General features: G+C 31.3%; 21 protein-coding genes. 16 read left to right on the top strand and 5 right to left on the bottom strand.

Features of this window, described 5'->3' with window-relative positions; genetic code table 11:
• Positions 1-70: 70 nt before the first annotated feature.
• On the top strand, positions 71-1,624 hold the full coding sequence (amaB, locus tag ACH5TX_RS05910) for an L-piperidine-6-carboxylate dehydrogenase (protein ID WP_439338606.1): 1,554 nt from the start codon (positions 71-73) through the stop codon (positions 1,622-1,624).
• A 154-nt stretch (positions 1,625-1,778) separates the two neighbouring features.
• Here the strand turns inward: amaB and ACH5TX_RS05905 are convergent, their stop codons facing one another.
• On the bottom strand, positions 1,779-2,912 hold the full coding sequence (locus ACH5TX_RS05905) for an ATP-binding protein (protein WP_439338605.1): 1,134 nt from the start codon (positions 2,910-2,912) through the stop codon (positions 1,779-1,781).
• Between the two features lie 35 nt (positions 2,913-2,947).
• Positions 2,948-3,703 (bottom strand): SDR family NAD(P)-dependent oxidoreductase, encoded by a 756-nt coding sequence (locus ACH5TX_RS05900; RefSeq protein ID WP_439338604.1) that lies wholly within the window; start codon positions 3,701-3,703, stop codon positions 2,948-2,950.
• Positions 3,704-3,929: 226 nt separating this feature from the next.
• Here ACH5TX_RS05900 and ACH5TX_RS05895 point away from each other — a divergent pair, with 226 nt between their 5' ends.
• The 15 genes from ACH5TX_RS05895 to ACH5TX_RS05825 all read left to right on the top strand — a co-directional run bounded on the left by ACH5TX_RS05895 (position 3,930) and on the right by ACH5TX_RS05825 (position 20,001).
• Positions 3,930-4,931, top strand: coding sequence for an AAA family ATPase (locus ACH5TX_RS05895; protein ID WP_439338656.1), 1,002 nt, complete (start codon positions 3,930-3,932; stop codon positions 4,929-4,931).
• Positions 4,932-5,007: 76 nt separating this feature from the next.
• Entirely contained in the window at positions 5,008-5,874 is an 867-nt protein-coding gene (locus ACH5TX_RS05890) for a DUF58 domain-containing protein (protein ID WP_439338603.1), read from the top strand.
• The gene (locus tag ACH5TX_RS05885) at positions 5,874-7,583 is read left to right on the top strand and encodes a hypothetical protein (RefSeq protein ID WP_439338602.1); all 1,710 of its coding nucleotides are present in this window, start codon (positions 5,874-5,876) and stop codon (positions 7,581-7,583) included. Before ACH5TX_RS05890 ends, ACH5TX_RS05885 begins: the two co-directional genes overlap by 1 nt.
• Positions 7,583-8,587 carry a vWA domain-containing protein gene (locus tag ACH5TX_RS05880; RefSeq protein WP_439338601.1) on the top strand — a complete coding sequence of 335 codons (1,005 nt, stop codon included), beginning with the start codon at positions 7,583-7,585 and terminating at the stop codon, positions 8,585-8,587. Before ACH5TX_RS05885 ends, ACH5TX_RS05880 begins: the two co-directional genes overlap by 1 nt.
• 26 nt (positions 8,588-8,613) lie before the next feature.
• Complete coding sequence (locus ACH5TX_RS05875; RefSeq protein WP_439338600.1) at positions 8,614-9,651, top strand: VWA domain-containing protein; 1,038 nt, start codon at positions 8,614-8,616, stop codon at positions 9,649-9,651.
• Positions 9,652-9,719: 68 nt separating this feature from the next.
• Positions 9,720-10,583 carry a tetratricopeptide repeat protein gene (locus ACH5TX_RS05870; RefSeq protein WP_439338599.1) on the top strand — a complete coding sequence of 288 codons (864 nt, stop codon included), beginning with the start codon at positions 9,720-9,722 and terminating at the stop codon, positions 10,581-10,583.
• Positions 10,584-10,650: 67 nt separating this feature from the next.
• The gene (locus ACH5TX_RS05865) at positions 10,651-12,426 is read left to right on the top strand and encodes a BatD family protein (RefSeq protein ID WP_439338598.1); all 1,776 of its coding nucleotides are present in this window, start codon (positions 10,651-10,653) and stop codon (positions 12,424-12,426) included.
• A gap of 1 nt (position 12,427) precedes the next feature.
• Positions 12,428-13,186 (top strand): tetratricopeptide repeat protein, encoded by a 759-nt coding sequence (locus ACH5TX_RS05860; protein ID WP_439338597.1) that lies wholly within the window; start codon positions 12,428-12,430, stop codon positions 13,184-13,186.
• A 53-nt stretch (positions 13,187-13,239) separates the two neighbouring features.
• Positions 13,240-13,542, top strand: coding sequence for a hypothetical protein (locus ACH5TX_RS05855; protein ID WP_439338596.1), 303 nt, complete (start codon positions 13,240-13,242; stop codon positions 13,540-13,542).
• A gap of 85 nt (positions 13,543-13,627) precedes the next feature.
• Complete coding sequence (locus tag ACH5TX_RS05850) at positions 13,628-15,220, top strand: SulP family inorganic anion transporter (protein ID WP_439338595.1); 1,593 nt, start codon at positions 13,628-13,630, stop codon at positions 15,218-15,220.
• 6 nt (positions 15,221-15,226) lie between these two features.
• Positions 15,227-16,048, top strand: a complete 822-nt coding sequence (locus ACH5TX_RS05845) for a universal stress protein (protein WP_439338594.1) — start codon at positions 15,227-15,229, stop codon at positions 16,046-16,048.
• A 24-nt stretch (positions 16,049-16,072) separates the two neighbouring features.
• A complete protein-coding gene (locus ACH5TX_RS05840) occupies positions 16,073-16,702 on the top strand; it encodes a carbonic anhydrase family protein (protein ID WP_439338593.1) in 630 nt (209 codons plus the stop codon).
• A 16-nt stretch (positions 16,703-16,718) separates the two neighbouring features.
• Positions 16,719-17,402 carry a DUF2490 domain-containing protein gene (locus tag ACH5TX_RS05835; protein ID WP_439338592.1) on the top strand — a complete coding sequence of 228 codons (684 nt, stop codon included), beginning with the start codon at positions 16,719-16,721 and terminating at the stop codon, positions 17,400-17,402.
• Positions 17,403-17,501: 99 nt separating this feature from the next.
• On the top strand, positions 17,502-19,364 hold the full coding sequence (locus ACH5TX_RS05830; RefSeq protein WP_439338591.1) for a SulP family inorganic anion transporter: 1,863 nt from the start codon (positions 17,502-17,504) through the stop codon (positions 19,362-19,364).
• 10 nt (positions 19,365-19,374) lie between these two features.
• The gene (locus ACH5TX_RS05825; RefSeq protein WP_439338590.1) at positions 19,375-20,001 is read left to right on the top strand and encodes a carbonic anhydrase; all 627 of its coding nucleotides are present in this window, start codon (positions 19,375-19,377) and stop codon (positions 19,999-20,001) included.
• 59 nt (positions 20,002-20,060) lie between these two features.
• Here the strand turns inward: ACH5TX_RS05825 and ACH5TX_RS05820 are convergent, their stop codons facing one another.
• From ACH5TX_RS05820 to ACH5TX_RS05810, 3 genes are read right to left on the bottom strand one after another with little or no spacing between them, the layout of a single operon-like run.
• On the bottom strand, positions 20,061-20,510 hold the full coding sequence (locus ACH5TX_RS05820) for a DoxX family membrane protein (RefSeq protein ID WP_439338589.1): 450 nt from the start codon (positions 20,508-20,510) through the stop codon (positions 20,061-20,063).
• Between the two features lie 31 nt (positions 20,511-20,541).
• Positions 20,542-21,165 carry an HmuY family protein gene (locus tag ACH5TX_RS05815; RefSeq protein ID WP_439338588.1) on the bottom strand — a complete coding sequence of 208 codons (624 nt, stop codon included), beginning with the start codon at positions 21,163-21,165 and terminating at the stop codon, positions 20,542-20,544.
• An 18-nt stretch (positions 21,166-21,183) separates the two neighbouring features.
• A complete protein-coding gene (locus ACH5TX_RS05810; RefSeq protein WP_439338587.1) occupies positions 21,184-23,217 on the bottom strand; it encodes a TonB-dependent receptor plug domain-containing protein in 2,034 nt (677 codons plus the stop codon).
• Positions 23,218-23,329 lie beyond the last annotated feature (112 nt).

Raw genomic sequence — 23,329 nt, 5'->3', positions numbered from 1 at the left:
TTTCAGTAAAAGCGACTTTTTATTGCTATATTCGTAAACAATTTCATTAGGAATAATAAATCAATAAAACATGCAAACTCTAGCAACTGATTTTCGAATAAACGAAGCGCTTAAAACTTTAGGTATTAAAGCTGTAAATGAAGGAACTTCAACAGGTTTAAATAACTTTTCTAATGGTGATATTATTGAAAGTTATTCGCCTGTTGATGGACAATTAATTGCAAAAGTAAAAAGCACTACAAAAGCTGATTATGAAAAGGTGATGGATGCGGCAACAACAGCTTTTAAATCATGGAGAACGATGCCAGCTCCACAACGTGGAGAGATTGTACGTCAGTTTGGAGATAAGCTTCGAGAGAAAAAAGAAGCTTTAGGTAAATTAGTGTCTTACGAAATGGGTAAAAGCTACCAAGAAGGTTTGGGTGAAGTTCAAGAAATGATAGATATCTGCGATTTTGCTGTGGGTTTATCGCGTCAGCTTCATGGTTTAACCATGCATAGCGAACGTCCTGGACACCGTATGTATGAGCAATACCATCCGTTGGGAGTTGTTGGTATTATTTCGGCGTTTAATTTTCCTGTGGCTGTTTGGGCGTGGAATACTGCTTTATCTTGGGTTTGTGGCGATGTTTGTGTTTGGAAACCTAGTGAAAAAGCTCCACTTTGTGGCATTGCTTGTCAAAATATAGCCGCTGAGGTTTTTGCTAAAAATAATTTACCAGAAGGCATTTCGTGTTTAATAAATGGCGATTACGTTGTTGGTGAGTTTATGACAAAAGATACTCGGATACCTCTTGTTTCTGCAACGGGTTCAACCAGAATGGGTAAAATTGTTGCCAAAGAAGTGGCAGGTCGTTTGGGTAAAAGTTTATTAGAGTTGGGCGGTAATAATGCTATTATTGTAACACCAGATGCCGATATAAAAATGACTGTTATTGGAGCTGTTTTTGGTGCGGTTGGCACTGCCGGACAACGTTGTACAAGTACACGCCGATTAATTATTCACGATTCTATTTACGATAAAGTTAAAAATGCTGTTGTTGATGCTTATAAGCAATTACGAATAGGAAATCCGTTAGATGAAACCAATCATGTAGGACCATTAATTGATACAGATGCTGTGAAAATGTATCAAAATGCTTTGACAAAAGTAGTTGAAGAAGGCGGGAATATAGTAGTTGAAGGCGGTGTGCTTTCAGGTGAAGGTTACGAAAGTGGTTGCTATGTAAAACCTGCTATTGCTGAAGCTAAACCAGAATTTAAAATTGTACAACATGAAACCTTCGCGCCTGTTTTATATTTGTTAAAATATAGCGGTGATGTTGAAAATGCTATAGACATTCAGAATAAAGTTGCTCAAGGGTTAAGTTCTGCAATTATGACTAATAATTTACGTGAAGCAGAACGTTTTTTGTCGGTTCAAGGAAGTGATTGTGGTATTGCTAATGTAAATATTGGAACTTCGGGTGCCGAAATTGGTGGCGCTTTTGGTGGAGAAAAAGATACTGGTGGAGGTCGTGAATCTGGTTCTGATGCATGGAAAGTGTATATGCGCAGACAAACAAATACTATTAATTATACAACCGAGTTGCCTTTGGCACAGGGGATAAAGTTTGATTTGTAGATTTTAAATATGAAAAAACCTTGCCTCAATGCCGATTTTTTCGGGAGAGACAAGGTTTATATCTAAAAAAGATTAATAGCAATGCGAAGCTAATACTTTTTCTTACGTTTGCAAAATTATAAAGTTATCTAAATGTTAAATTCGTGAATAAATTTTAACTGTATTTTACTTTCCGTAATATTCGTATAGATTCTTTATACGAATTATATAGCGTTTTGCTATGTTTTTTTAAATACGGTTTTGCTTCATTAAGTTTATTAATAGCTTCATGAAATAAATTGAAATAACAAATGAGGTAGGTAACGGGTAAGTTTTTTAAATCTAATTCTTCTACTTTAGTAATTGATAATCCTTTTTTTAGTTTTTCTAAAATAGCATTATTAGTGTTGTAGACATGATGCAACACTTTTTTATCATATTGAGGCGGTTCAAATAAAAGTTTGGTTTCAATATTATAATTAGCATTATTTTCAAAATGAATAATGGTTTCTTCAAGTTGGTAATATTTATTTTGGTTTTGAAATCCGAGATTGACGTATTCAATAATTTTAAAGCTATCGGTATTAAAAGAAATAGAGACTTCATCTAAAGCTGAAAAAAACAAACGCACACGTTCATTTATTAGTTCAATATCTACTCTAGAAAAAAACACTTCGTCTTTAACCACCTTTTTTTGTCCTGCCCAACAAACCACAAAATATTCTTTAAATACTTTGTATTGTGCATTGTAGTCTTTTCGGGTATTCATAAAATCGAAAACACCGTTTAAAGTGTGTTCTATGTTGTTTTGAGCATTGTTTTCAATAGCTTCAACTATTTTAGAGTTGATGTCTTTTATGTCTATATCAAAAACTTTTGGCATACTTATGCTGCCATCTCTAAAAAACACAGAGCCTCCATAATATTTCCAGATGTTTTTTCTAAGTGACGTAATTTTTCCAATTCCTCTAATGGTAACTAAACCTACAACTTTGTTATCTGGTAAATGTGGAAAGGGAATGTTTTCGTACTGTACAATGGGCGGATTGGTTAAATATGCGTTAATGAGATTTTGAATTTTACTGTCATCAAAAAAATCGACACCAATAATATTATTATCTTCATCTTCAACCCCAATAACTATATAAGAATTGTTTTTCGGGTTACTATTAGAAAGCGCACAAACATGTTTTAAAAACTTAGCTTTTCCTTCTTTATGACCAATATCTATTTTTCGCTTTTTGTCATAAAAACTGTTCTCATCATTGTGAGCTAAAAGGTGTTTTATAAGTAGGCGTTTATTAATCATAGCTCCATTCCCGCGAAGGCGGGAATCTTATGGTTTTAATTCAATTCCTTTTTAATCAATGTTGAGTTTGCTTGCGCTGTTGGAAATACTAATAAATCTGCAATATTTACATGAGGCGGACGTGATATAGCAAAATAAATAATCTCAGCAATATCTTTAGCTTGTAGTGCTTTAAAGCCTTTGTAAACATTATCTGCAATTTTATCGCCTTTAAAACGTACTTGAGAAAATTCGGTTTCAACTAAGCCAGGGCTAATGGCTCCAACTTTAATTCCAAACGGATTTAAATCGATGCGCATGCCTTCGGTAATGGCTAAAACAGCATGTTTACTAGCACAGTACACATTGCCTTTAGCGTATACTTCTTTACCTGCCGAAGAGCCAATGTTTATAATATGTCCAGATTGTCGCTCGGTCATTTGTGGTATAATAGCTTTACTTACATACAAAAGACCTTTTACATTAATATCCATCATCGCGTCCCAATCATCTATGTTTCCTTCGTTTATAGGGTCTAAACCATGAGCGTTTCCAGCATTATTAATTAAAATATCAATGTGTTTAAAATTTTCAGGTAATGAAGCAATAGCATCAAGCGTTTCTTGTTTGTTACTTACATCAAAATTTAAAATATGAACATTGGTTAATTTCTCTAAAGCTTTCTGTATAGTATCAAGGCGTTGTAGTCGTCTGCCACAGAGTATTAAGTTAATGCCGTTTTTTGCAAACTCGAAGGCTGTTGCATGTCCAATGCCACTGGTAGCTCCTGTTATTAGCGCTGTTTTTGTCATTTTTGTTAAATCAGGTTTCTTTTTAATAGTATTATTTATCTATAAAAATACTTAAACGATTTTAATAAATAAGTGATGTAAAAAGTATTGTTCTTTTTTTAACCAATAATTAACGGCTCTAGAAAAATATTTTAACCAATTGTTAACAGGCTTTACCGAAAAATTTTAACAATTTGCAATGCTCAAATAAGGGCAGTATATTCGGGCTTTTAAAAAAATAAAAATGATGGAAGAAACCAGTACAATTGATATTAAGACAATTAACGAGAAAATTGAAAAGGAAAGTGCTTTTGTTGATTTACTAATGCTAGAGATGAATAAAGTCATCGTAGGGCAAAAGCATATGGTTGAACGTTTATTAATTGGGTTGTTAGGACAAGGACATATTCTATTAGAAGGTGTTCCTGGATTAGCAAAAACCCTTGCCATTAATACTTTGGCGCAAGCTGTAGATGGAAGCTTTAGCAGGATACAGTTTACACCAGATTTATTACCAGCAGATGTTACAGGTACGTTAATCTATAACATGAAGCTTAATGATTTTTCTATAAAAAAAGGACCTATTTTTGCAAACTTTGTTTTGGCAGATGAGATTAACAGAGCGCCAGCAAAAGTACAATCGGCTTTATTAGAAGCCATGCAAGAAAAACAAGTAACTATTGGCGATGAAACCTTTAAGTTAGATAAGCCGTTTTTAGTTATGGCAACTATGAATCCTGTCGAGCAAGAAGGAACTTATGTATTGCCAGAAGCACAGGTTGACCGTTTCATGTTAAAAACAGTAATTGATTATCCTAAAATTGCCGAAGAGCAATTAATAATGCGTGCAAATTTAAAAGGAGCTTGGGATAAAGTAAATCCTGTGGTTTCAGTAGAACAAATATTGAAAGCACAATTAGCGGTTCGCGAAGTGTATATGGATGAGAAAATTGAAAAATATATTCTTGATATTATTTTCGCAACACGTTATCCTGAAAAATATAAACTTGCCGATTTAAAACCATTAATTTCGTTTGGAGCATCGCCTCGTGGAAGTATTAATTTAGCAACAGCTGCAAAATGTTATGCTTTTATTAAACGCCGTGGTTATGTTATTCCAGAAGATGTTCGTGCCGTTGTTTATGATGTGTTAAGACACAGAATAGGTATTACATACGAAGCTGAAGCTGAAAATGTAACCTCGGTAGATATCATCAATAAAATAGTAAACGAAATAGAAGTGCCTTAAAATTGATAATTGATAATTGACAATTGGTTATTAAGTGAAATTAATCAATAATAAATATTCAATAGACAATTGAAAAATGGATACTAAAGAATTACTAAAAAAAGTACGTAAAATTGAGATCAAGACACGTAGGTTGTCTGATCATGTTTTTGGAGGCGAATATCATTCAACCTTCAAAGGTCGTGGTATGACTTTTAGTGAAGTACGTCAATACCAGTTTGGTGATGATGTTCGAAATATAGACTGGAATGTTACTGCACGATACAGCGAGCCTTATGTAAAAGTTTTTGAAGAAGAACGCGAGCTTACCATGATGCTTATGGTAGATGTTTCAGGTTCAGAATTATTTGGTACAAACGAACAATTTAAAAATGAAGTTGTTACAGAGATAGCAGCAACTTTAGCGTTTTCTGCAACACAGAATAACGATAAAATAGGACTTATTTTATTCTCAGATAAAGTAGAACTTTATATTCCTCCTAAAAAAGGACGTTCACATGTGCTTCGTATTATTCGTGAGCTTATTGAGTTTGAACCAGAAAGTAAACACACTAATTTGGCCGAAGCTTTAAAATTCATGCAAAATGTAATGAAGAAAAAAGCCATTGTTTTTGTACTGTCTGATTTTATAGCCGATGATTACCATCAAACCATGAAAATAGTATCAGGAAAACATGATGTTACTGGTATTAGAGTGTATGATAAGCGAGAAGAAGAAATACCAAACTTAGGAATGGTACAAATGCAAGATGAAGAAACGGGTGAATTGATGTTGGTGAATACATCTTCAAAAAAAGTGCGACTTAATTACGGTAAGTTTTATAACGAAAAGGTTAATTATTATAAAGATAGTTTTAAAAAGGCAGGTGCTGGTACTATAGATTGTCGTGTAGATGAAAGCTATGTAAAAAAACTGTTAGGGTATTTTAAAAGAAGAGGTTAATGAGCACGCAGTGCGAAGTTAGAAGTATGATGAAATTAAATATGAAAAGAGAAACTATAATAAGATTGAAAAAAATTAGTGAGAAGACTTCAGGCTTCAAGCTTCAAGCTTCAAGCTTTGTTTTCTTTTTGCTCTTTGCTATGGGTTTAAATGCTCAAGTTACTTCTGCAATAGATTCAACATCCATAAAAATTGGCGAACAAATAACATATCATATTCAAGTAGAAGCCGATTCTACAAATTTGGTAGTATTTCCAGAAGGGCAATCATTTTCACCTTTAGAAATGATAGAGTCTTATAAAGTTGATACTTTAAAAAAAGGAAGCAAATTCAATCTTATAAAAAAGTATGGATTAACCCAATTTGATTCTGGTGCGTACACCATCCCTAGACAAAAAATTATTATTGGAGATAAAACATTTTTTACCGATTCGTTAAAAGTTGAGGTTAATAATGTGGTTTTAGATACAACAAAACAAGGGCTTTACGATATTAAGCCTATTATGGAAGTGAAAAAACCATCGAGTAATTGGTGGAAATACCTTTTACTTACTCTTTTAATTATTGGTATTGTTGGGTTTTTAATTTACTGGTTTATTTGGAGAAAAAAGCCATTAACTGAAGAAGAACAAATTGCTTTACTTCCACCTTACGATCGTGCTAAATTAGCTTTAAAAAAATTAGATGAAAGTCATTATTTACAGAGTGATGAGATAAAAGAATATTATTCTGAGCTGACGTTTATTATTAGAAAATATCTTGATGAAAAAGTTTATGATCGTGCTTTAGAAAGTACTACAGACGAACTTATAAGCAGACTTCATTTACTAAAAGAAGGAAATCAAGTAGATTTAAGCAAAGAAGATATTAAAAACCTTGAAAGTATTTTAAAGCGTGCCGATTTAGTTAAGTTCGCTAAATCTGCTGTCGATGTTGAATTGGCTAAATTAGATAGAAATACGATTGATATTGAAATAGATAATGTAAAAGAAGCCTTACCAGAACCTACAGAGGAAGAAAAGCTTTTAGATGAAAAATATAGAGAAGAATTAGAACGTAAAAAGAAGCGCAAGAAAATTATAATTACTGTTGTAATTGGCGTATTCCTTTTAATAGCAACATTTGTTGGGTTTGGTTTAAAATATGGTTTCCAATATGTAAAAGATACTATTATTGGTCATGATAGTATAGAACTTCTAGAAGGCGATTGGGTAAATAGCCAATATGGTGTACCACCTGTAACAATAAGTACGCCTAAAGTTTTAAAGCGTATACAATTACCAATTCCAGAAGAGGCAAAGGCAAAAATGAGTATGACGTCTTTTGCTTATGGATCTTTAATAGAATCATTTAGTGTTCTAGTAAATACAACAAATTATAAAGATTTAGGAGACAATAAAATAGATGTTGAGCAAGCTTCAGAATCAAGTATAAAAAGTATGGAAGCTCAGGGAGCTGAAGATATTGTTGTTTTAAGAGATAAGTTTACAACTCCTAACGGAGCCGAAGGTTTAAAAACTTATGGAACTCTTAAAACGAAAAATCCAATAACTCAAAAAACACAAGAAGGTAATTATATTTTATTACAATTTGTTTCAGAAAATGTGTTGCAGCAAATTGTTATTACTTATCCTAAAGATGATGTTTATTCAGATGAAATAGTAGATCGTATTATAAATTCAGTTGAACTTAAAAAAGCAGAAGAATAATGTTTGAAGGCATTGAATTTTTAAATAAACAATGGTTCTGGTTGTTGCTTACACTACCACTAGTTATACTTTGGTATATTTTAAAAAATAAAAAGCAAACAGCAGAACTTAAAATGTCTAGCTTAAAAGGTTTTAAAGTCACTAATTCATGGTTGCCAAAAGTTAAGCATGTATTATTTGTATTGCGTTTATTAGCATTGGCTTTATTAATTACTGCATTGGCAAGACCTCAAACGGTAGATGTGTCAACAAAAACAAAAACAACTAGAGGTATTGATATTGTAATGGCAATAGATGTATCGGCTAGTATGTTAGCTAAAGATTTATCACCTAATAGATTAGAAGCCCTAAAAAAAGTGGCTGCAGAGTTTATAAAAGGCAGGCCAAATGATAGAATTGGTTTGGTAGAATATGCAGGAGAAAGTTATACAAAAACACCAATTACTAGCGATAAAGCTATTGTACTACGTTCTTTAAAAAGTATTAAATATAATACGATTATTGAAGGTGGCACAGCAATTGGTATGGGATTAGCGACTTCTGTAAACCGATTAAAAGATAGTAAAGCAAAAAGTAAAGTCATTATTTTATTGACAGATGGGGTTAACAATTCCGGATTTATAGATCCTAAAATAGCTAGTGAATTAGCTGTAGAATATGGAATAAAAACATATACCATTGGTTTAGGAACTAACGGAATGGCTTTATCACCTATTGGTATTTTGCCTAACGGACAATTTCAATATGGTCGTGCTCAAGTTGAAATTGACGAAACATTACTTAAAGAAATAGCTAATGTTACGGGTGGTAAATATTTTAGAGCAACTAATAATAAAAAGTTAGAAGAAATTTACAACGAAATTAATAAGTTAGAAAAAACAGACGTAGAAGAGTTTAAGTTTTATAATTACGAGGAAAAATATCGTTCATTAGTGTTGTTAGCAGGTTTATTACTGCTTTTAGAATTACTAGGACGATTTACAATTTTTAGAAGTTTTATCTAATAACTGTTTTAAAGAATTAATAGTTAATGTATCAATTAGAAGAGAAAATATGGTTTTGGGTATTAGGTGTTATTCCTGTAATATGGCTATTGTTTTTTGTACTTCAATTTTGGAGATATAAAACACAAAATAAGTTTGCAGACAAGACCTTACTTAAAAGATTAAGTCCTAATACATCATTCTTCAAATCGGTTTTAAAAATCGTTGTTTTAAGTTTAGCTTTTGCATGTTTTGCCATTGCTTTAGTAAACCCCAAAATAGGAACTAAGTTAGAAACGGTAAAAAGAGAAGGAGTTGATATTGTTTTTGCAATAGATGTTTCTAAAAGTATGTTGGCAGAGGATATTGCTCCAAACCGATTGGAAAAATCAAAACAATTGGTAACGCAAATCATTAATAATTTGGCAAGCGATCGGGTTGGTATTATTGCTTATGCAGGAAAAGCGTTTCCGCAACTACCAATAACAACAGATTATGCCTCGGCAAAAATGTTTTTACAAAGCATGAATACCGATATGTTATCGTCTCAAGGAACGGCTATTAATGAAGCTATTGAATTGGCAAAAACATATTTTGATGATGAAGAACAAACCAATAGAGTGCTTATTATAATTTCTGATGGAGAAGATCACAATGAAGAAGCAGCAAATGTTGCAGAAGAAGCTAGCGAAGAAGGTATCAGGATTTTTACCATTGGTGTGGGCGATATAAAAGGTGGGCCTATTCCAGAAAAAAGAAACGGTATTGTTTTAAATTATAAAAAAGATAGTCAAGGAGAAACCGTTATTACACGTTTAAATGAAGAAACGCTAAAAAATATAGCTGATGCAGCTAATGGCGCATATATTAATGGAAAGAATACAAATAATGTTGTTGAAAATATCCGTGAGATTTTAAATGGTATGGACAAAACAGAATTTGAAGCAAAACAATTTGCCGATTTTAAAGATCAATTTCAATGGTTTTTAGGTTTTGGTATTTTCTTTTTATTATTAGATATTTTCTTGTTAGAACGTAAAACGGCTTGGTTAAAGAAGCTAAATTTATTTAATGAAAACCTATAGCGTCAACGAAAATATTTTATAATTTTTTTAACGAAGAAAAGCAACAAGGTTTTATATATTAGAATAAAATGAAACAAATAACAACATATATATTACTACTAATTACAACAATATCTTTTGCTCAAGAAAAAGATAAAGAGCAATTATTGGCATTAAAGAAAGCTAATAATTATGTTTATGAAGCTAATAATTTAATAGGGGAAGATGATTTTGTTTCTGCCGAAATGACCTATAGAAAAGCTATTTCAGAAAACCCATCAACAGTAGCAGGTATTTATAATTTAGGAAGTTCATACATAAAAAAAGGAAGCTTTGATGAAGCATTGTTTAGACTTCAAGAAGCGGCAGAATCTGCAACATCTAAAGCAGAAAAACATAAAGCATTTCATAATATTGGAAATGTTTTAATGCAGAATAAAAAATGTAAAGAAGCTGTTGAAGCTTATAAGAATGCATTAAGAAACAATCCTACCGATAATGAAACACGGTACAATTTAGGTTTAGCAAAAGTATGTGCAGAACAGCAAAAGCAAGACCAAAAAGACGATAATAAAGACGACGAGAATAAGGATAATAAAGATAACAAGGATCAAGATAAGGACAATAAAGACAAAGATAAACAAGACGACAAAAAAGATAAAGACGGGGATAACAAAGACCAAGACAAGAAAGACGAAGGCGATCAAGATAAAAAAGAAGGGGACGACAAAAAGGATGATGAGGGAAAACCTAAAGATGAAAAAAATGATAAAGGAAAGGGTGATGAAGAAAAGAAAGATGAGCAAAAACCAAAGCCTCAACCAGGACAAATGTCGCCTCAGCAAATGAAAAATTTATTAGAAGCCATGAATAATCAAGAACAAAAAGTTCAAGAGAAAATGAATGCTGAAAAGAGAAAGGGCGTTAAAATAAAAACTGATAAAGATTGGTAATCTGTCATTCTTGTGAAAACAGGAATCCATTGAAATATTATATTTTGAGAATATAGATTGAAGGAATATGAAGTTTATAAAATACATATCGATATTACTATTTATACTTACTACAAGTATAGCTTCATCACAAGTAAAATTTGAAGCAAAGGCGAGTAAGAAAACATTAGGAATGAATGAGCGTTTACGTCTCGATTTTGAAATGAATCAAGATGGCGATAACTTTCACCCACCAAGCTTTGATAATTTTACTGTAGTTGGAGGACCTAACCAATCTGTAAGTAATTCGTGGATTAATGGTAAGCGTACATATAAAAAAACATATAGCTATTTTTTAGCACCTAAAAAGCGAGGTGATTTCACCATTTCACAAGCACGTATTACAATAGATGGAGAAACTTATAAAACATTACCAATTAAAATACAGGTTACTGCAGCTGTAGATAAACCAAAAGATCCTAACGACCCTAATTTTATAGCATCAGAGAATATTCATTTAGTAGCAGAAGTATCTAATACTAATCCTTATTTAAACGAAGCTATAACGGTAGTTTATAAAATTTATGTATCTCCAACAATAGCTGTCGATAATTTTAATGAAGCAGATAGTCCAAGATATAATGATTTTTGGAGTCAGAATATAGATACTCAAGGATCTAAAGTACAGAACGGCACTTATAAAGGAGAAGATTACAGATATTTGGTTTATAAAAAAGTAGTTTTATATCCTCAAAAAACGGGTAAGTTAAAAATAGAACCACTTACTTTAAATCTTGCAATGCGTGTTCCTACAAATAGACGAGATATTTTTGGAAGTCGATTAATGACACGTGTAAATAGAACTATTTCTGCAGGAAGTAATACTATTAATGTAAAACCATTACCAGAGACCGGCAAACCAGCTGATTTTACAGGTGCTGTTGGTAATTTTGATTTTAATGTGTTTGCATCTAAAAAAGAATTAGATGCTTCTGAATCTTTACAATTAAAAGTTGAGGTTCGAGGAAATGGTAATTTAAAATTATTTAAACTTCCTAAAGTTTCATTACCAAGTTCTTTAGAAGTTTACGAGCCAGAACATAAAGAAAATGTAACGACTAATTTATCGGGTATGAAAGGAAGTATTTCCGATAGTTATACCGTCGTGCCACAATATAAAGGTAAATATCCTATACCAAATATTTCATTTTCTTATTTCGATCTAAAAACAAAAAGCTATAAGCGTTTAACATCACAAGAAATTATAATTGATGTTTCAAACGGACCAACAAATGGTGCTAATACTAATGAAACTGGTGCAGTTTCTAATACAGGAAAGCAACCTGTTGTTTTAAATAATGATCAATTTGCATTTATTAAAACAGCGTCAAATTTTACAAGTATAAAGCCAACTTATTTCTTTAAAACAAATTTATTTTGGAGCTTGTTATTGCTTCCTTTTTTAGCCATTCCGTTAGCTATTGTTGTAAGAAATAAAAAAGCAACAAGAGATGCTGATGTTTATGGAAACCGTATTAGAAAAGCAGATAGGTTAGCTAAGAAATATTTAAAAGGTGCCAAAAAATCTCTTGGACAAAAAGAGGCGTTTTATATTGCTTTAGAGAAAGCATTGCACAATTATTTAAAAGCAAAATTGCACATTCAAACCAATGATTTAAGTAAGGATAAAATCAATAATTTACTAAAAGAAAAACAGGTTGAAGAACAACCAATAAAAGATTTTGTAAGTATTTTAGAGAGTTGCGAATTAGCACGTTATACGCCTATAGATATTGTGACTATGCAAGAGGATTATGACAAGGCAGCTAAAGCCATTTCTTTAATTGATAAACAAGCACGTTAACATGAAAAAGCTAATTTACATACTATCGTTTTTGTTAAGTTTATCTGGTTTATCTCAAAACCAGGCTTTATTTAAAAAAGCGAATGAATTATATAATCAAGGTAAATATGCAGAAGCTATTGATAACTATACAACTATATTAGAAAGCGGAAAACATTCTGCCGACTTGTACTTTAATTTAGCAAATGCTAATTATAAGCTTAACAATATTGCACCAAGTATTTATTATTATGAAAAAGCGCTTCAATTATCACCAGATGATAATGATATAAAAAACAATATGGCATTTGCAAAAAACATGACTATTGATGCTATAGATGTTATACCTGAATCTGGATTTTCAAAACTTGTAAATAATGTAACAAATATGATGCATTTTGATACTTGGGCAAAAATATCGGTTGCTCTCGTATTTTGTTTTGTTATTTTGTTTTTAGGCTATTATTTTGCTTATTCTACTTTAAGTAAGCGTTTGGCTTTTTTGAGTAGTTTAACCGCATTAATAGGTGTTTGTATCACACTGGTTTTTGCTTTTCATAAGTATAATTTAGATAAAAATGATAATCCAGCAATTATTTTTGCACAAGAAAGTAAGGTGAAAAGTGATCCTAATTCTAGAAGTGAAGAGTCTTTTAGATTACATGAAGGTACTAAGGTTCAGGTTGTAGAAGTGTATAACGATTGGAATAAAATAAAACTTTCTGATGGTAAAACTGGGTGGATTCCTTCAAAGGATATTAAAACGTTAAAGGGTTTTTAATTATTCCTTAACAAAAATACTATATATTAGCTTTTTTAAAATTTTTAATTGAAATGTCGAAACGTTTAATTTCTTTATTACTATCAACTATTTTCGTGGTGCTTTTAGTAGCTCCAACGGTTATTCTTTTGGTTGATGATTCTATTGACGTTTCTGCTTTTTATGCCTCTTCTGAAGAAGAAGAAAAAAGCATTGAAAAAAGTAAAGATAAAGAGGTTTTCTTTTCAGAATATAATGGTATTGAATCAGATTTTGTTTTAAATGAAGCAAAAAATAATGTTCAGTATTATTTTAAGAAATATGCAAAGCCACACTTAAATCTTATTTCTCCTCCTCCAGATCATAACATATTATAATTACAGATTTAAAAGGCCTTTTTGGTCTAATTAATTTTTAACAGCTTTTAGTATTTTATACTATTAGCTAAAAATATATTATAGTATGTTTAAAACTATTAAAAAAGACTTACCAGCGAGTATAGTCGTATTTTTTGTTGCATTACCATTATGTTTAGGTATTGCATTAGCAAGTGGCGCTCCACTTTTTTCAGGAGTTATTGCAGGAATTATTGGAGGTGTTATTGTAGGGTCGTTAAGTGGTTCTAAAATTGGAGTTAGTGGGCCTGCAGCAGGATTAGCTGCTATTGTATTAACCGCTATTGGTACTTTGGGCGGTTATGAAAATTTTCTTGTAGCAGTTGTGTTAGGAGGTATTATTCAATTAGTATTTGGGTTTTTAAAAGCTGGTATTATAGGGTATTATTTCCCTTCTTCAGTTATTAAAGGCATGCTTACAGGTATCGGAATTATTATTATTTTAAAGCAAATACCTCACTTTTTTGGTTATGATGCCGATCCAGAAGGAGATTTTGCCTTTATTCAAGTAGATGGAGGAAATACATTTTCAGAAATTATAGGGACTATTAATCATATTAAACCAGGTTCTGCTTTAATTGGTTTAATAGGTTTAGCTATTTTATTGCTTTGGGATAAAGTCTTATCAAAGAAAGGAAAGATTTTTCAAATAATACAAGGTCCGTTAGTTGCTGTAGTTCTAGGTATTATTTTTTATGTTATTACAAAATCAAATGATGCTTTAGCTATATCGTCTTCTCATTTAGTTAGTGTTCCGGTACCAGAAGATGCTTCGTCTTTCTTGGCGCAATTTAGTTTTCCAAACTTTGCCGTTATTACAAATTCAGACGTATGGATTGTAGCTTTTACAATTGCTTTAGTGGCGAGTTTAGAAACCTTATTGTGTGTAGAAGCAACGGATAAAATTGATCCGCATAAAAATGTAACACCTACTAATCGTGAGCTATTAGCTCAAGGAACTGGAAACATTATTTCAGGTTTAGTTGGAGGGCTTCCAATTACACAAGTAATTGTTAGAAGTTCAGCAAATATTCAATCGGGAGGTGTTTCTAAAATGTCGGCAATTATTCATGGGCTTTTCTTATTAATATCAGTAATCTTAATTCCTAGATTGTTAAATATGATTCCTTTATCGGTTTTAGCAGCCATATTATTAATTGTAGGGTATAAATTAGCTAAACCAGCATTATTTAAAAAAATGTATGACTTAGGATGGAAACAATTTATTCCGTTTACGGTTACTGTTTTAGGGATTGTTTTTATCGATTTATTATACGGAATTGGTTTAGGTCTTACCGTTGGTATTGTGGTTATATTAATGAAAAGCTACCAAAACTCACACTTCCTTCATATTGAAGATAAAAGTAATGGTAAACATAAAATTAAAATGACGCTTGCCGAAGAAGTTACCTTTTTTAACAAAGGTGCTATTTTAAAAGAGTTAGATAGTTTACCTAGAGATACTTATTTAGAAATAGATATACTTAAAACAAGATATTTAGATAATGATATTATCGAAATTCTTGAAGATTTTGCCTTTAAAGCAAAAGAACGCCATATTGATATAAAACTACTTTCAAAACGAGGTGTTGTTGAAAATCCAGATAGTTTTATAGAGTTTTTCAAGTTAAGACCAAAGTCTGATATAAGCTTAAGTTAAACCATCATGAAAAACAAAAAGCATAAAATATTAGTACTATCAGACTTAAAAGCGTCTACTAGCAATGTGTTAAAAAGCAGTGTGAGTTTAGCTAAAATGGTTGATGGAGATATTGAGTTTTTTCATGTAAAAAAACCGACGGATGTAGTTGGGAAAGAAAGTCAATTATCGGCATTTCGAACTATTAATGAACAACATAGCGCTACAAAAAAGGATATACAGGATTTAGTAAATCCACTTTCAGAAGCATATGGTATAGCAATAAATTACAGTTATGCGTTTGGAAATGTAAAAAATGAAATTCGAGATTATATTTCAAAAAACAAACCAGATATTATTGTTATAGGGAAAAGAGTTTCAAAAACATTTAATGTTATGGGAGATAGCATTACTCAATTTGTTTTAAAAGAACATGATGGAGTTATTATGCTAGCTGCTAATAATAATGCTTTAGAGCCCAATGAGAATTTGTCTTTAGGATTATTAAACGGCGTAGATGAGTCCTTTGAATTAGCAGAAAACTTAGTAAATTATACAAATACACCACTAAAATCTTTTATAATAGGAAATAATTCTAGTCGATTAAAAGAGTCGAATATGTTTGGTGATAAAAAAACGATAGAATTTGTATTTGAAAAAAATGATAATACTATGTCGAACCTTTCTAACTATTTATCAAAAAATAATATAAATTTATTATGTGTAAATAGAGAGAAGAAGAAAACTGCAAATAAATTAAGTTTAATGAATTCCAATATAAAGGATGTTATTAGTAAGCTTAATGTTTCGCTTTTATTCTCTGGTGGACAAAACTTTTCAATACAATAATAATTTAATTAAAAGCATAAAAATATGAAAGCACATACAAAAGAAACACAAGCAACCATGACGCCACAAAAGGCTCTGGATTTTTTAAAAGAAGGAAATCAAAGGTTTCAAAATAATTTAAAAGCGAATAGAAATTTATTAGAACAAGTAAATGATACTAGCGAAGGGCAATTTCCTTTTGCAACTATTTTAAGTTGTATAGATTCTAGAGTCTCTGCCGAATTAGTTTTCGACCAAGGATTAGGAGATATATTTAGTGTTCGTATTGCAGGAAATTTTGTAAACGAAGACATTTTAGGAAGCATGGAATTTGCATGTAAATTAGCAGGAACAAAGGTTATAGTTGTATTAGGTCACACAAGTTGTGGTGCTGTAAAAGGCGCTTGCGATGATGCTAAACTAGGTAATTTAACAGCAATGTTAGATAAAATTAAGCCTGCAGTTAAAGCAGTAAGTGAGCCTACAGACTCAAGTTTAAGAAATTCTTCAAACATAGAATTTGTTAATAATGTAGCCGATAAAAACGTGCTATTAACTATTGATAGAATTATGGAAGAAAGCCCTGTTTTGGCCGAAATGCAAAATAATGGTGAAATTAAAATTGTAGGAGCCATGTACGATATTCATACAGGTGAAGTTACATTTCACGACTAAATAAAAATAGCTTTCAATGGGAAATATTATTATGAAAAAGAAAGCAACTTTGGTAGCATTAATTATTGTATTGATGCTACCTTTTTTTGGACAAAGTCAAGACAGTAGCTTTGGTAATTGGCTTATTTACATTGGAAACAAAAAATTAAAAAACAACTGGAATATACATAACGAGGTTCAGTATAGAAATTATAACGCTATTGGCGATTTAGAACAATTATTGCTAAGAACAGGTTTAGGCTATAGTTTCAATAATAATAAAAACAATATACTATTGGGTTATGGTTATATTTTATCCGAAAATTATATTGGTAATACTGATGATAAAGTTTCAGTAAACGAACATCGAATTTTTCAACAGTTCGTATCTAAACAAAATATAGGTTCTGTAAAATTAAATCATCGTTACCGTTTTGAACAACGCTTTGTAGAGTCTGATTTTAAAATGCGTTTTCGGTATTTTTTAGGTCTTAATATACCTTTAGGAAATAAAGAAAAAGCCAATAGCAAATACTATTTATCGGCATATAATGAGATATTTTTAAATACTAAAACCTCTATTTTCGATAGAAATCGAGTTTATGCAGGGTTTGGTTATACAATGAATAAAAATATACGAATTGAAGCTGGCTACATGAATCAGTTTTTTGAAACAAGTAGTAGAGATCAATTTAATTTAATCACATTTGTTACTTTTTAAAAAAGTAAAATCGTATTTTAAAACCAATACTTTTAAGTATTGGTTTTTTTTTTGACTAATATGAATTAACTTCGGAATTATTAAAAACTAAAATTACAGATGAAAAATTTATTTTCAAATATAAAAGGCGATGCATTTGGCGGTATTACAGCAGGTATTGTTGCATTGCCATTAGCACTGGCTTTTGGAGTATCATCAGGTTTAGGACCTACTGCAGGACTTTATGGAGCTATTTTTATAAGTTTTTTTGCTGCTCTTTTTGGAGGAACAAGTACACAAATTTCTGGACCAACAGCACCTATGACAGCTGTAAGTATGGTTGTTATTGCCGGAATAATTGCAGCTAACGATGGCGATGTTACTAAAGCTTTACCTGTAATACTAACGGTGTTTTTATTAGCAGGACTTATGCAAGTAGGTTTGGGTGTTTTAGGTTTAGGTAAGTATATAAGGTATATTCCTTACCCTGTGGTTTCTGGTTTTATGACTGCTATTGGGGTTATTATTTTACTAACTCAAATTTTACCATCTATAGGGTATTATCCAAAAGAAGATGTTGAATTTGTAGAAACTTTTAAGCCACAAGCACAAGAAGTTATTTTAGAAAATATTTTAAAAGAAGAAGCTGGAGAAGGTATTTTAGTATTAGAAAATTTTAAAGAAACGGTTAATAGAGCTAACGAAATATCGCAAGATGCCATATTAAATGAATCTAAAACGTTGGCAGCAAAAGAAGCTTCGGGAGCATTAGGTGCCGTTAAAATGTTACCAAGAGCTCTACAAAATATTAATTGGTTAGAATTAATATTGGCATTAGGAACTATTTTTATAATCTATGGTTTTAAACGAATTACAAAAGCAATTCCAAGTACACTGGTTGCTTTAATTGTTATGTCGGGAATAGCAGTTGGTTTTGGGTTAAATTATAGACCTATTGAAGAAATTCCTAGCGGACTTCCAATTCCAAATCTAAAAATATTTACAGGTTTTAAATTAAGTAATATTACCCCCTATGTTTTTACAGCACTTACCTTGTCTTTGCTAGGTGCTATAGATTCTTTGTTAACCAGTGTTGTAGCCGATAATATGACTAAAACAAAACACAAGCCAAACAAGGAATTGGTTGGTCAGGGTATTGGTAATAGTATTGCAGCCATTTTTGGAGGAATTCCAGGTGCAGGTGCTACTATAAGAACCGTTGTTAATATTACATCTGGTGGTAAAACAAAACTATCTGGAATGATTGCGGGGCTTTTATTATTAGTAATTTTATTAGCATTAGGGCCAGTGGCATCAAAAATTCCTGCTGCTGTTCTTGCTGGAATCTTAATTACTGTTGGTATTGGTGTTATGGATTATAAGGGTCTAAAAGCCATTCCTAGTTTGCCTAGAGATATCAAATTAGGGCCGTTAAAGTTAAGTTCAGAAGTATTAATAATGATTGTTGTTCTGTTACTTTCAACTTTTTGGGATTTAATTTATGCCGTTGGTATTGGTTTGGTAATAGCTTCTTTAATGTTTATGAAGAAAATAGGAGATTTAACTGCCGAAAGAAGTGATGTTAAACCGTTAAAAGAAGAAACGTGGAAAGATGAAATTAATTTTCCAGAAAATTTGAAAGAAGAAGTCTTTATAAAACACCTTAAAGGTCCTTTGTTTTTTGGTTCTACAAGCGATTTTCAGCAATTAACGGCCCAAATACCAGACACAGCAAAAACGGTTATAATCAGGTTAGGTCGTATGCAATATATGGATCAGTCAGGGTTATATGCTATGGAAGACATGCTTCAAGATTTAAGCAAGAAAAACATTGAAGTTCTTTTTGTAGGCTTACTTAATCAGCCTAAATATATGATGGAACGTATTGATATTATTCCAGATTTAATTCCTAGAGAACATGTGTTTGAAGATTTTAATATGTGTTTAGAATGGGTAAAAGAAAATGTAAAAGATAAATATTAAGAGAGCTATTATGAAATTAGATAAAGTATTCGAGAATAATAAAGAGTGGATTAAGGCTAAGCTGAAAGAAGATGATAAATACTTTGATAAATTAGGCGAAGGTCAAAATCCAGAACTTTTATTTGTAGGTTGTTCAGATAGTCGTGTAACAGCTGAAGAATTAATGGGATTAGGTCCAGGCGATGTATTTGTACACCGTAATATTGCCAATATGATTTCGGGTAACGATTTAAATGCTATGTCTGTTGTAAATTATGCCGTTACGCATTTAAAAGTAAACCATGTTGTTGTTTGTGGTCATTATGGTTGTGGAGGCGTGAAAGCTGCTATGCAATCGGCAGATTTAGGTATTCTTAATGGATGGTTGCGTAATATTCGTGATGTGTACAGAATACATAAAATGGAACTTAATGGGATTGAAGATGAAGAAAAAAAATACGACCGACTCGTAGAATTAAATGTTAAAGAACAATGTGTTAATTTAATTAAAACTGCTGCGGTACAAAAAGCATTTAGAGATAGAGGTTTAAAAGTATACGGATGGGTTTTTGATGTACATACAGGTAATCTGATAGATTTAAAAATAAATTTTGAAAAATATTTAAGAGATATAATGGAAATTTATCATTTAGATTAAAATATAAAAAAAGCCACTCATTGAGTGGCTTTGTTGTTAATTTCAATACAGAATTGGTATTAAATAGGTTTTATCCAAAGTAAGTGTTTCCACTTTTCTTTTTCTTTTAAAACAAGTATTATATTTATTGTAAATAAAACACCTGTTTGTATAAGATCTCCAATTTCATCAGGTTCTAAAAACAAGTGAAAAAGGAAAATGTGTAATGTAATAGGGAGCAAAAAAAGGGCGCCAATAAATCCTGAACCTTGAATAATTAAAAGTAATCCAAAGAGTAACTCACAAATTCCAAGTACTTGCCAAAAATACCCAGTTTGTTTAGATCCACTTATATATAATACTTTTTGAAGTGTTGATTCTTTTTCGGGTGATGAAAATTTATTAGCTGTTTCTAAAACTTCAATAGGACTTGGAATAGGTTTTTCAAATTTATGAATACCACCATAGACCATAAATCCACCAAGAATTATACGAACTACAATATAAAATACGCTGATTGATAATTTCATATGTTTAATTTTTATAAGGCAAATTTCAAAATTAAAAAGTAGTTACACCTTCATTAGGTTGGTATACATAGTTAAAAGTGTAGTAAGGTGTAGCATCTACAAAAGCATCAGGATTATCAGGAGCATCTTTATAATAGCTCAAAATCTCTACTTTTGCATAAAGCCCTTTATTGGTTTTAAAAACAAGAATTTTTCCAGGAGTTGGACTAATTAAATGAGTAGGAGGGCCAGCATATGTATACCATCCGTTTCCACTTCCTGTAGTAATGGCATATCCTGTATCCGAATCTTGTGTAAAAAGAGACGTGTCTACTTCGTTAATTGAAGCTATGGTGCCATTAGCAATATACACAGCAGCATTTCCTGTTCTATCAGGTTCATCAGTTGTTTCTAAAGAAACACCTCCGTTTACAATAATAGAAGTTCCTCTAAAGGCAATATCCCAATCGGTTTCACTTGTTGTTGTTTCACCTGTTTCAAAATTAAATTTAGTAAATGCACCAGATACTGGTTGCCCTTGACCACCAGATTGAGGCGCATGCAAGTTTGAAATGGTTTTAGATTCTATGTCTAAAATAGTTGGAGTATCATCATCATTACAAGATGAAAAACCAATAAAAAGAGCGACTAATGTTAAAAATTTAAATGTGTTCATAGTGTTTATATATAATTATTAAAATTGAATGTGTAATTTTCCGTAAATAATACGTCCCGAAATATTGGTGATATTTTGAGGGTCTGTAAATCCTAAAATATTATCAATACCAAAGCCTATTTTATGGTTTTTAAATAGTGTTTTATTTAGGGCAAAATCCCAAATGGTGTAGCCTTTAACAAAATCATCATAGCGGTCTAAATATGTATTTCCATTGCTATCAATAATGCCATATTTACTACGATAGGTTCCACGAATGTTGGCATCTAAATCCCATTTGGTGAATTCGTAAAATACCTTAATGTTTCCCATGTGGCGCGATCTATTAAATAAACCGAAGTAATCTTCTTTTTTAAGTTGAAAGGAAGGAGAACTAGAAGATGTTCTTGCGTAAACAGTACCATTTTTAAAAGCTGTTTCTGCTGTTTTATCTTTAGCAATAAGTAATTGATAGCCCCCAGAAATTTTTAAGTTATTATTGGGTTTCCAATTGGTATTAAATTCAATTCCTTGAGTGTATACCGTATTTATGTTGAAGTAACTAAATACATTTTGTCCATTCGTTTTATTAGCAATAACACGAGTATCTATTAAATCGTTTATACTATTTCTAAAAATATTTAGATGTAATTTTAAGGAAGAAAAAGGTTGGTAATCGGCTCCCAAATTCAAGCTTATAGAATTCTCAGAATTTAAATCGCTTTCAAATTCAGTAATAGGTATAATAAGGTTAGCAATTTGCCCTTCTGCTTGTAGTTCTGGAATTTTTGTAGCAACCGCATTATAACCTAAAACGGTGTATCCAACAGTTGCATTGGTGAAATCGAAATATAGTTGTCTAAAATCGGGAGTCTTAAATCCGTAACCAACGGATGCTTTAATGGCTAATTCGCTATTAAATTCATATCTAATAGCCGCTTTGGGGCTAAATTGCGATTTGTATTTATTATGATTATCAAAACGAGCTCCTAGAATAATATTAATATTCTCATTTGGGTTTGTATCATATTGTAAGTAAGCATAAGGTGAATTAAATTCTGGATTGGTAGAAAAGTCAGTTCTCTTCAAAGTTTCATGATTCCAACCTAAACCACCAATAAAATTACTTTTTTTAGAAGCATTAAAAGTTGCTCTAATTTCTGGACGCAATAAAAATTGATTAAAATAACTATCACTAAACCTAGATTCATCAGGGTTATTTAAATATTCGTTGGCTTTATAACGCGTAGCATAAAATTCAAAATAGCTATGCCATTTTTTACTGTAGGTATGACCTAGCTTTAAATGCGTGTTCCACTCGTTTATATTACTTTCTCCTTCTAAGGTAGACGATGCCACATAATCTTGGTTTTGTGTGTAATATTTACCAGAAATTAAAAGATTGGTAGCCTTTGAAAAGTCATAAGTAACTTTTGTGTTTAAAGTATAATTGCTAAAAGGCTCTATAGTTTTTAAATCATCACTTTTATCTAAATCATAGCCATCACTACTATATCTATTTAAAAAAGTAGTTATTCCAAGCTTCTTTTTTTTGTAATTTATAGATGTACTTAAATCATTGGTGTTAAAGCTAGCGTGCCTGTAATTTATATGACCATTTAACCCTTCTTTAGGTGTTTCGGTAATTATATTAATAACACCTCCAAGCGCTTCACTTCCGTATAAACAGGAAGATGCGCCTTTAACAATTTCTATTTGTTTTGTATTTCCAACAGTAATTCTATTAAGGTCTAGAGTACCTGCCGAACGTCCCACAAGCGGCACACCATCAACAAGAATTAAGGTGTATTGAGCGTCTAAACCTTGTAACTGAATACCATCGCCTCCACCAAAATCTGAAACTGTAATTAAACCAGTTTGTTCGTTTAAAATATCATTTAGTCTAACCGAGTTAGAGCTTTCTATATCTTTTTTACTAATTATTTGAGCGGGTAGCGGTAAGGATGATAATTGTCTCGTTGTCCGTGTTGCTGTTATTATTATTTCATCTAAATCTTTAGTTTTTGTAGAATCTTTTGAAGGATTACTTTCTTGAGAAAAAGAATAGCTCACAAAAAAAAGTGAAAAATAAATACAGAAATATTTTTTATTTAGAATCATTCTTAATTAATTTGCTGCAAATATATAAGTTATTTTAATTCAGTCTAAATAAGAATAGATAAAT

Origin of the sequence: Thalassobellus citreus, assembly GCF_044385915.1 — a bacterium.
Taxonomy (GTDB): Bacteria; Bacteroidota; Bacteroidia; order Flavobacteriales; family Flavobacteriaceae; genus Thalassobellus; species Thalassobellus citreus.
The sequence above is the reverse complement of the archived record's forward strand: the minus strand, read 5'-3'. Positions and strand labels throughout refer to the sequence as shown.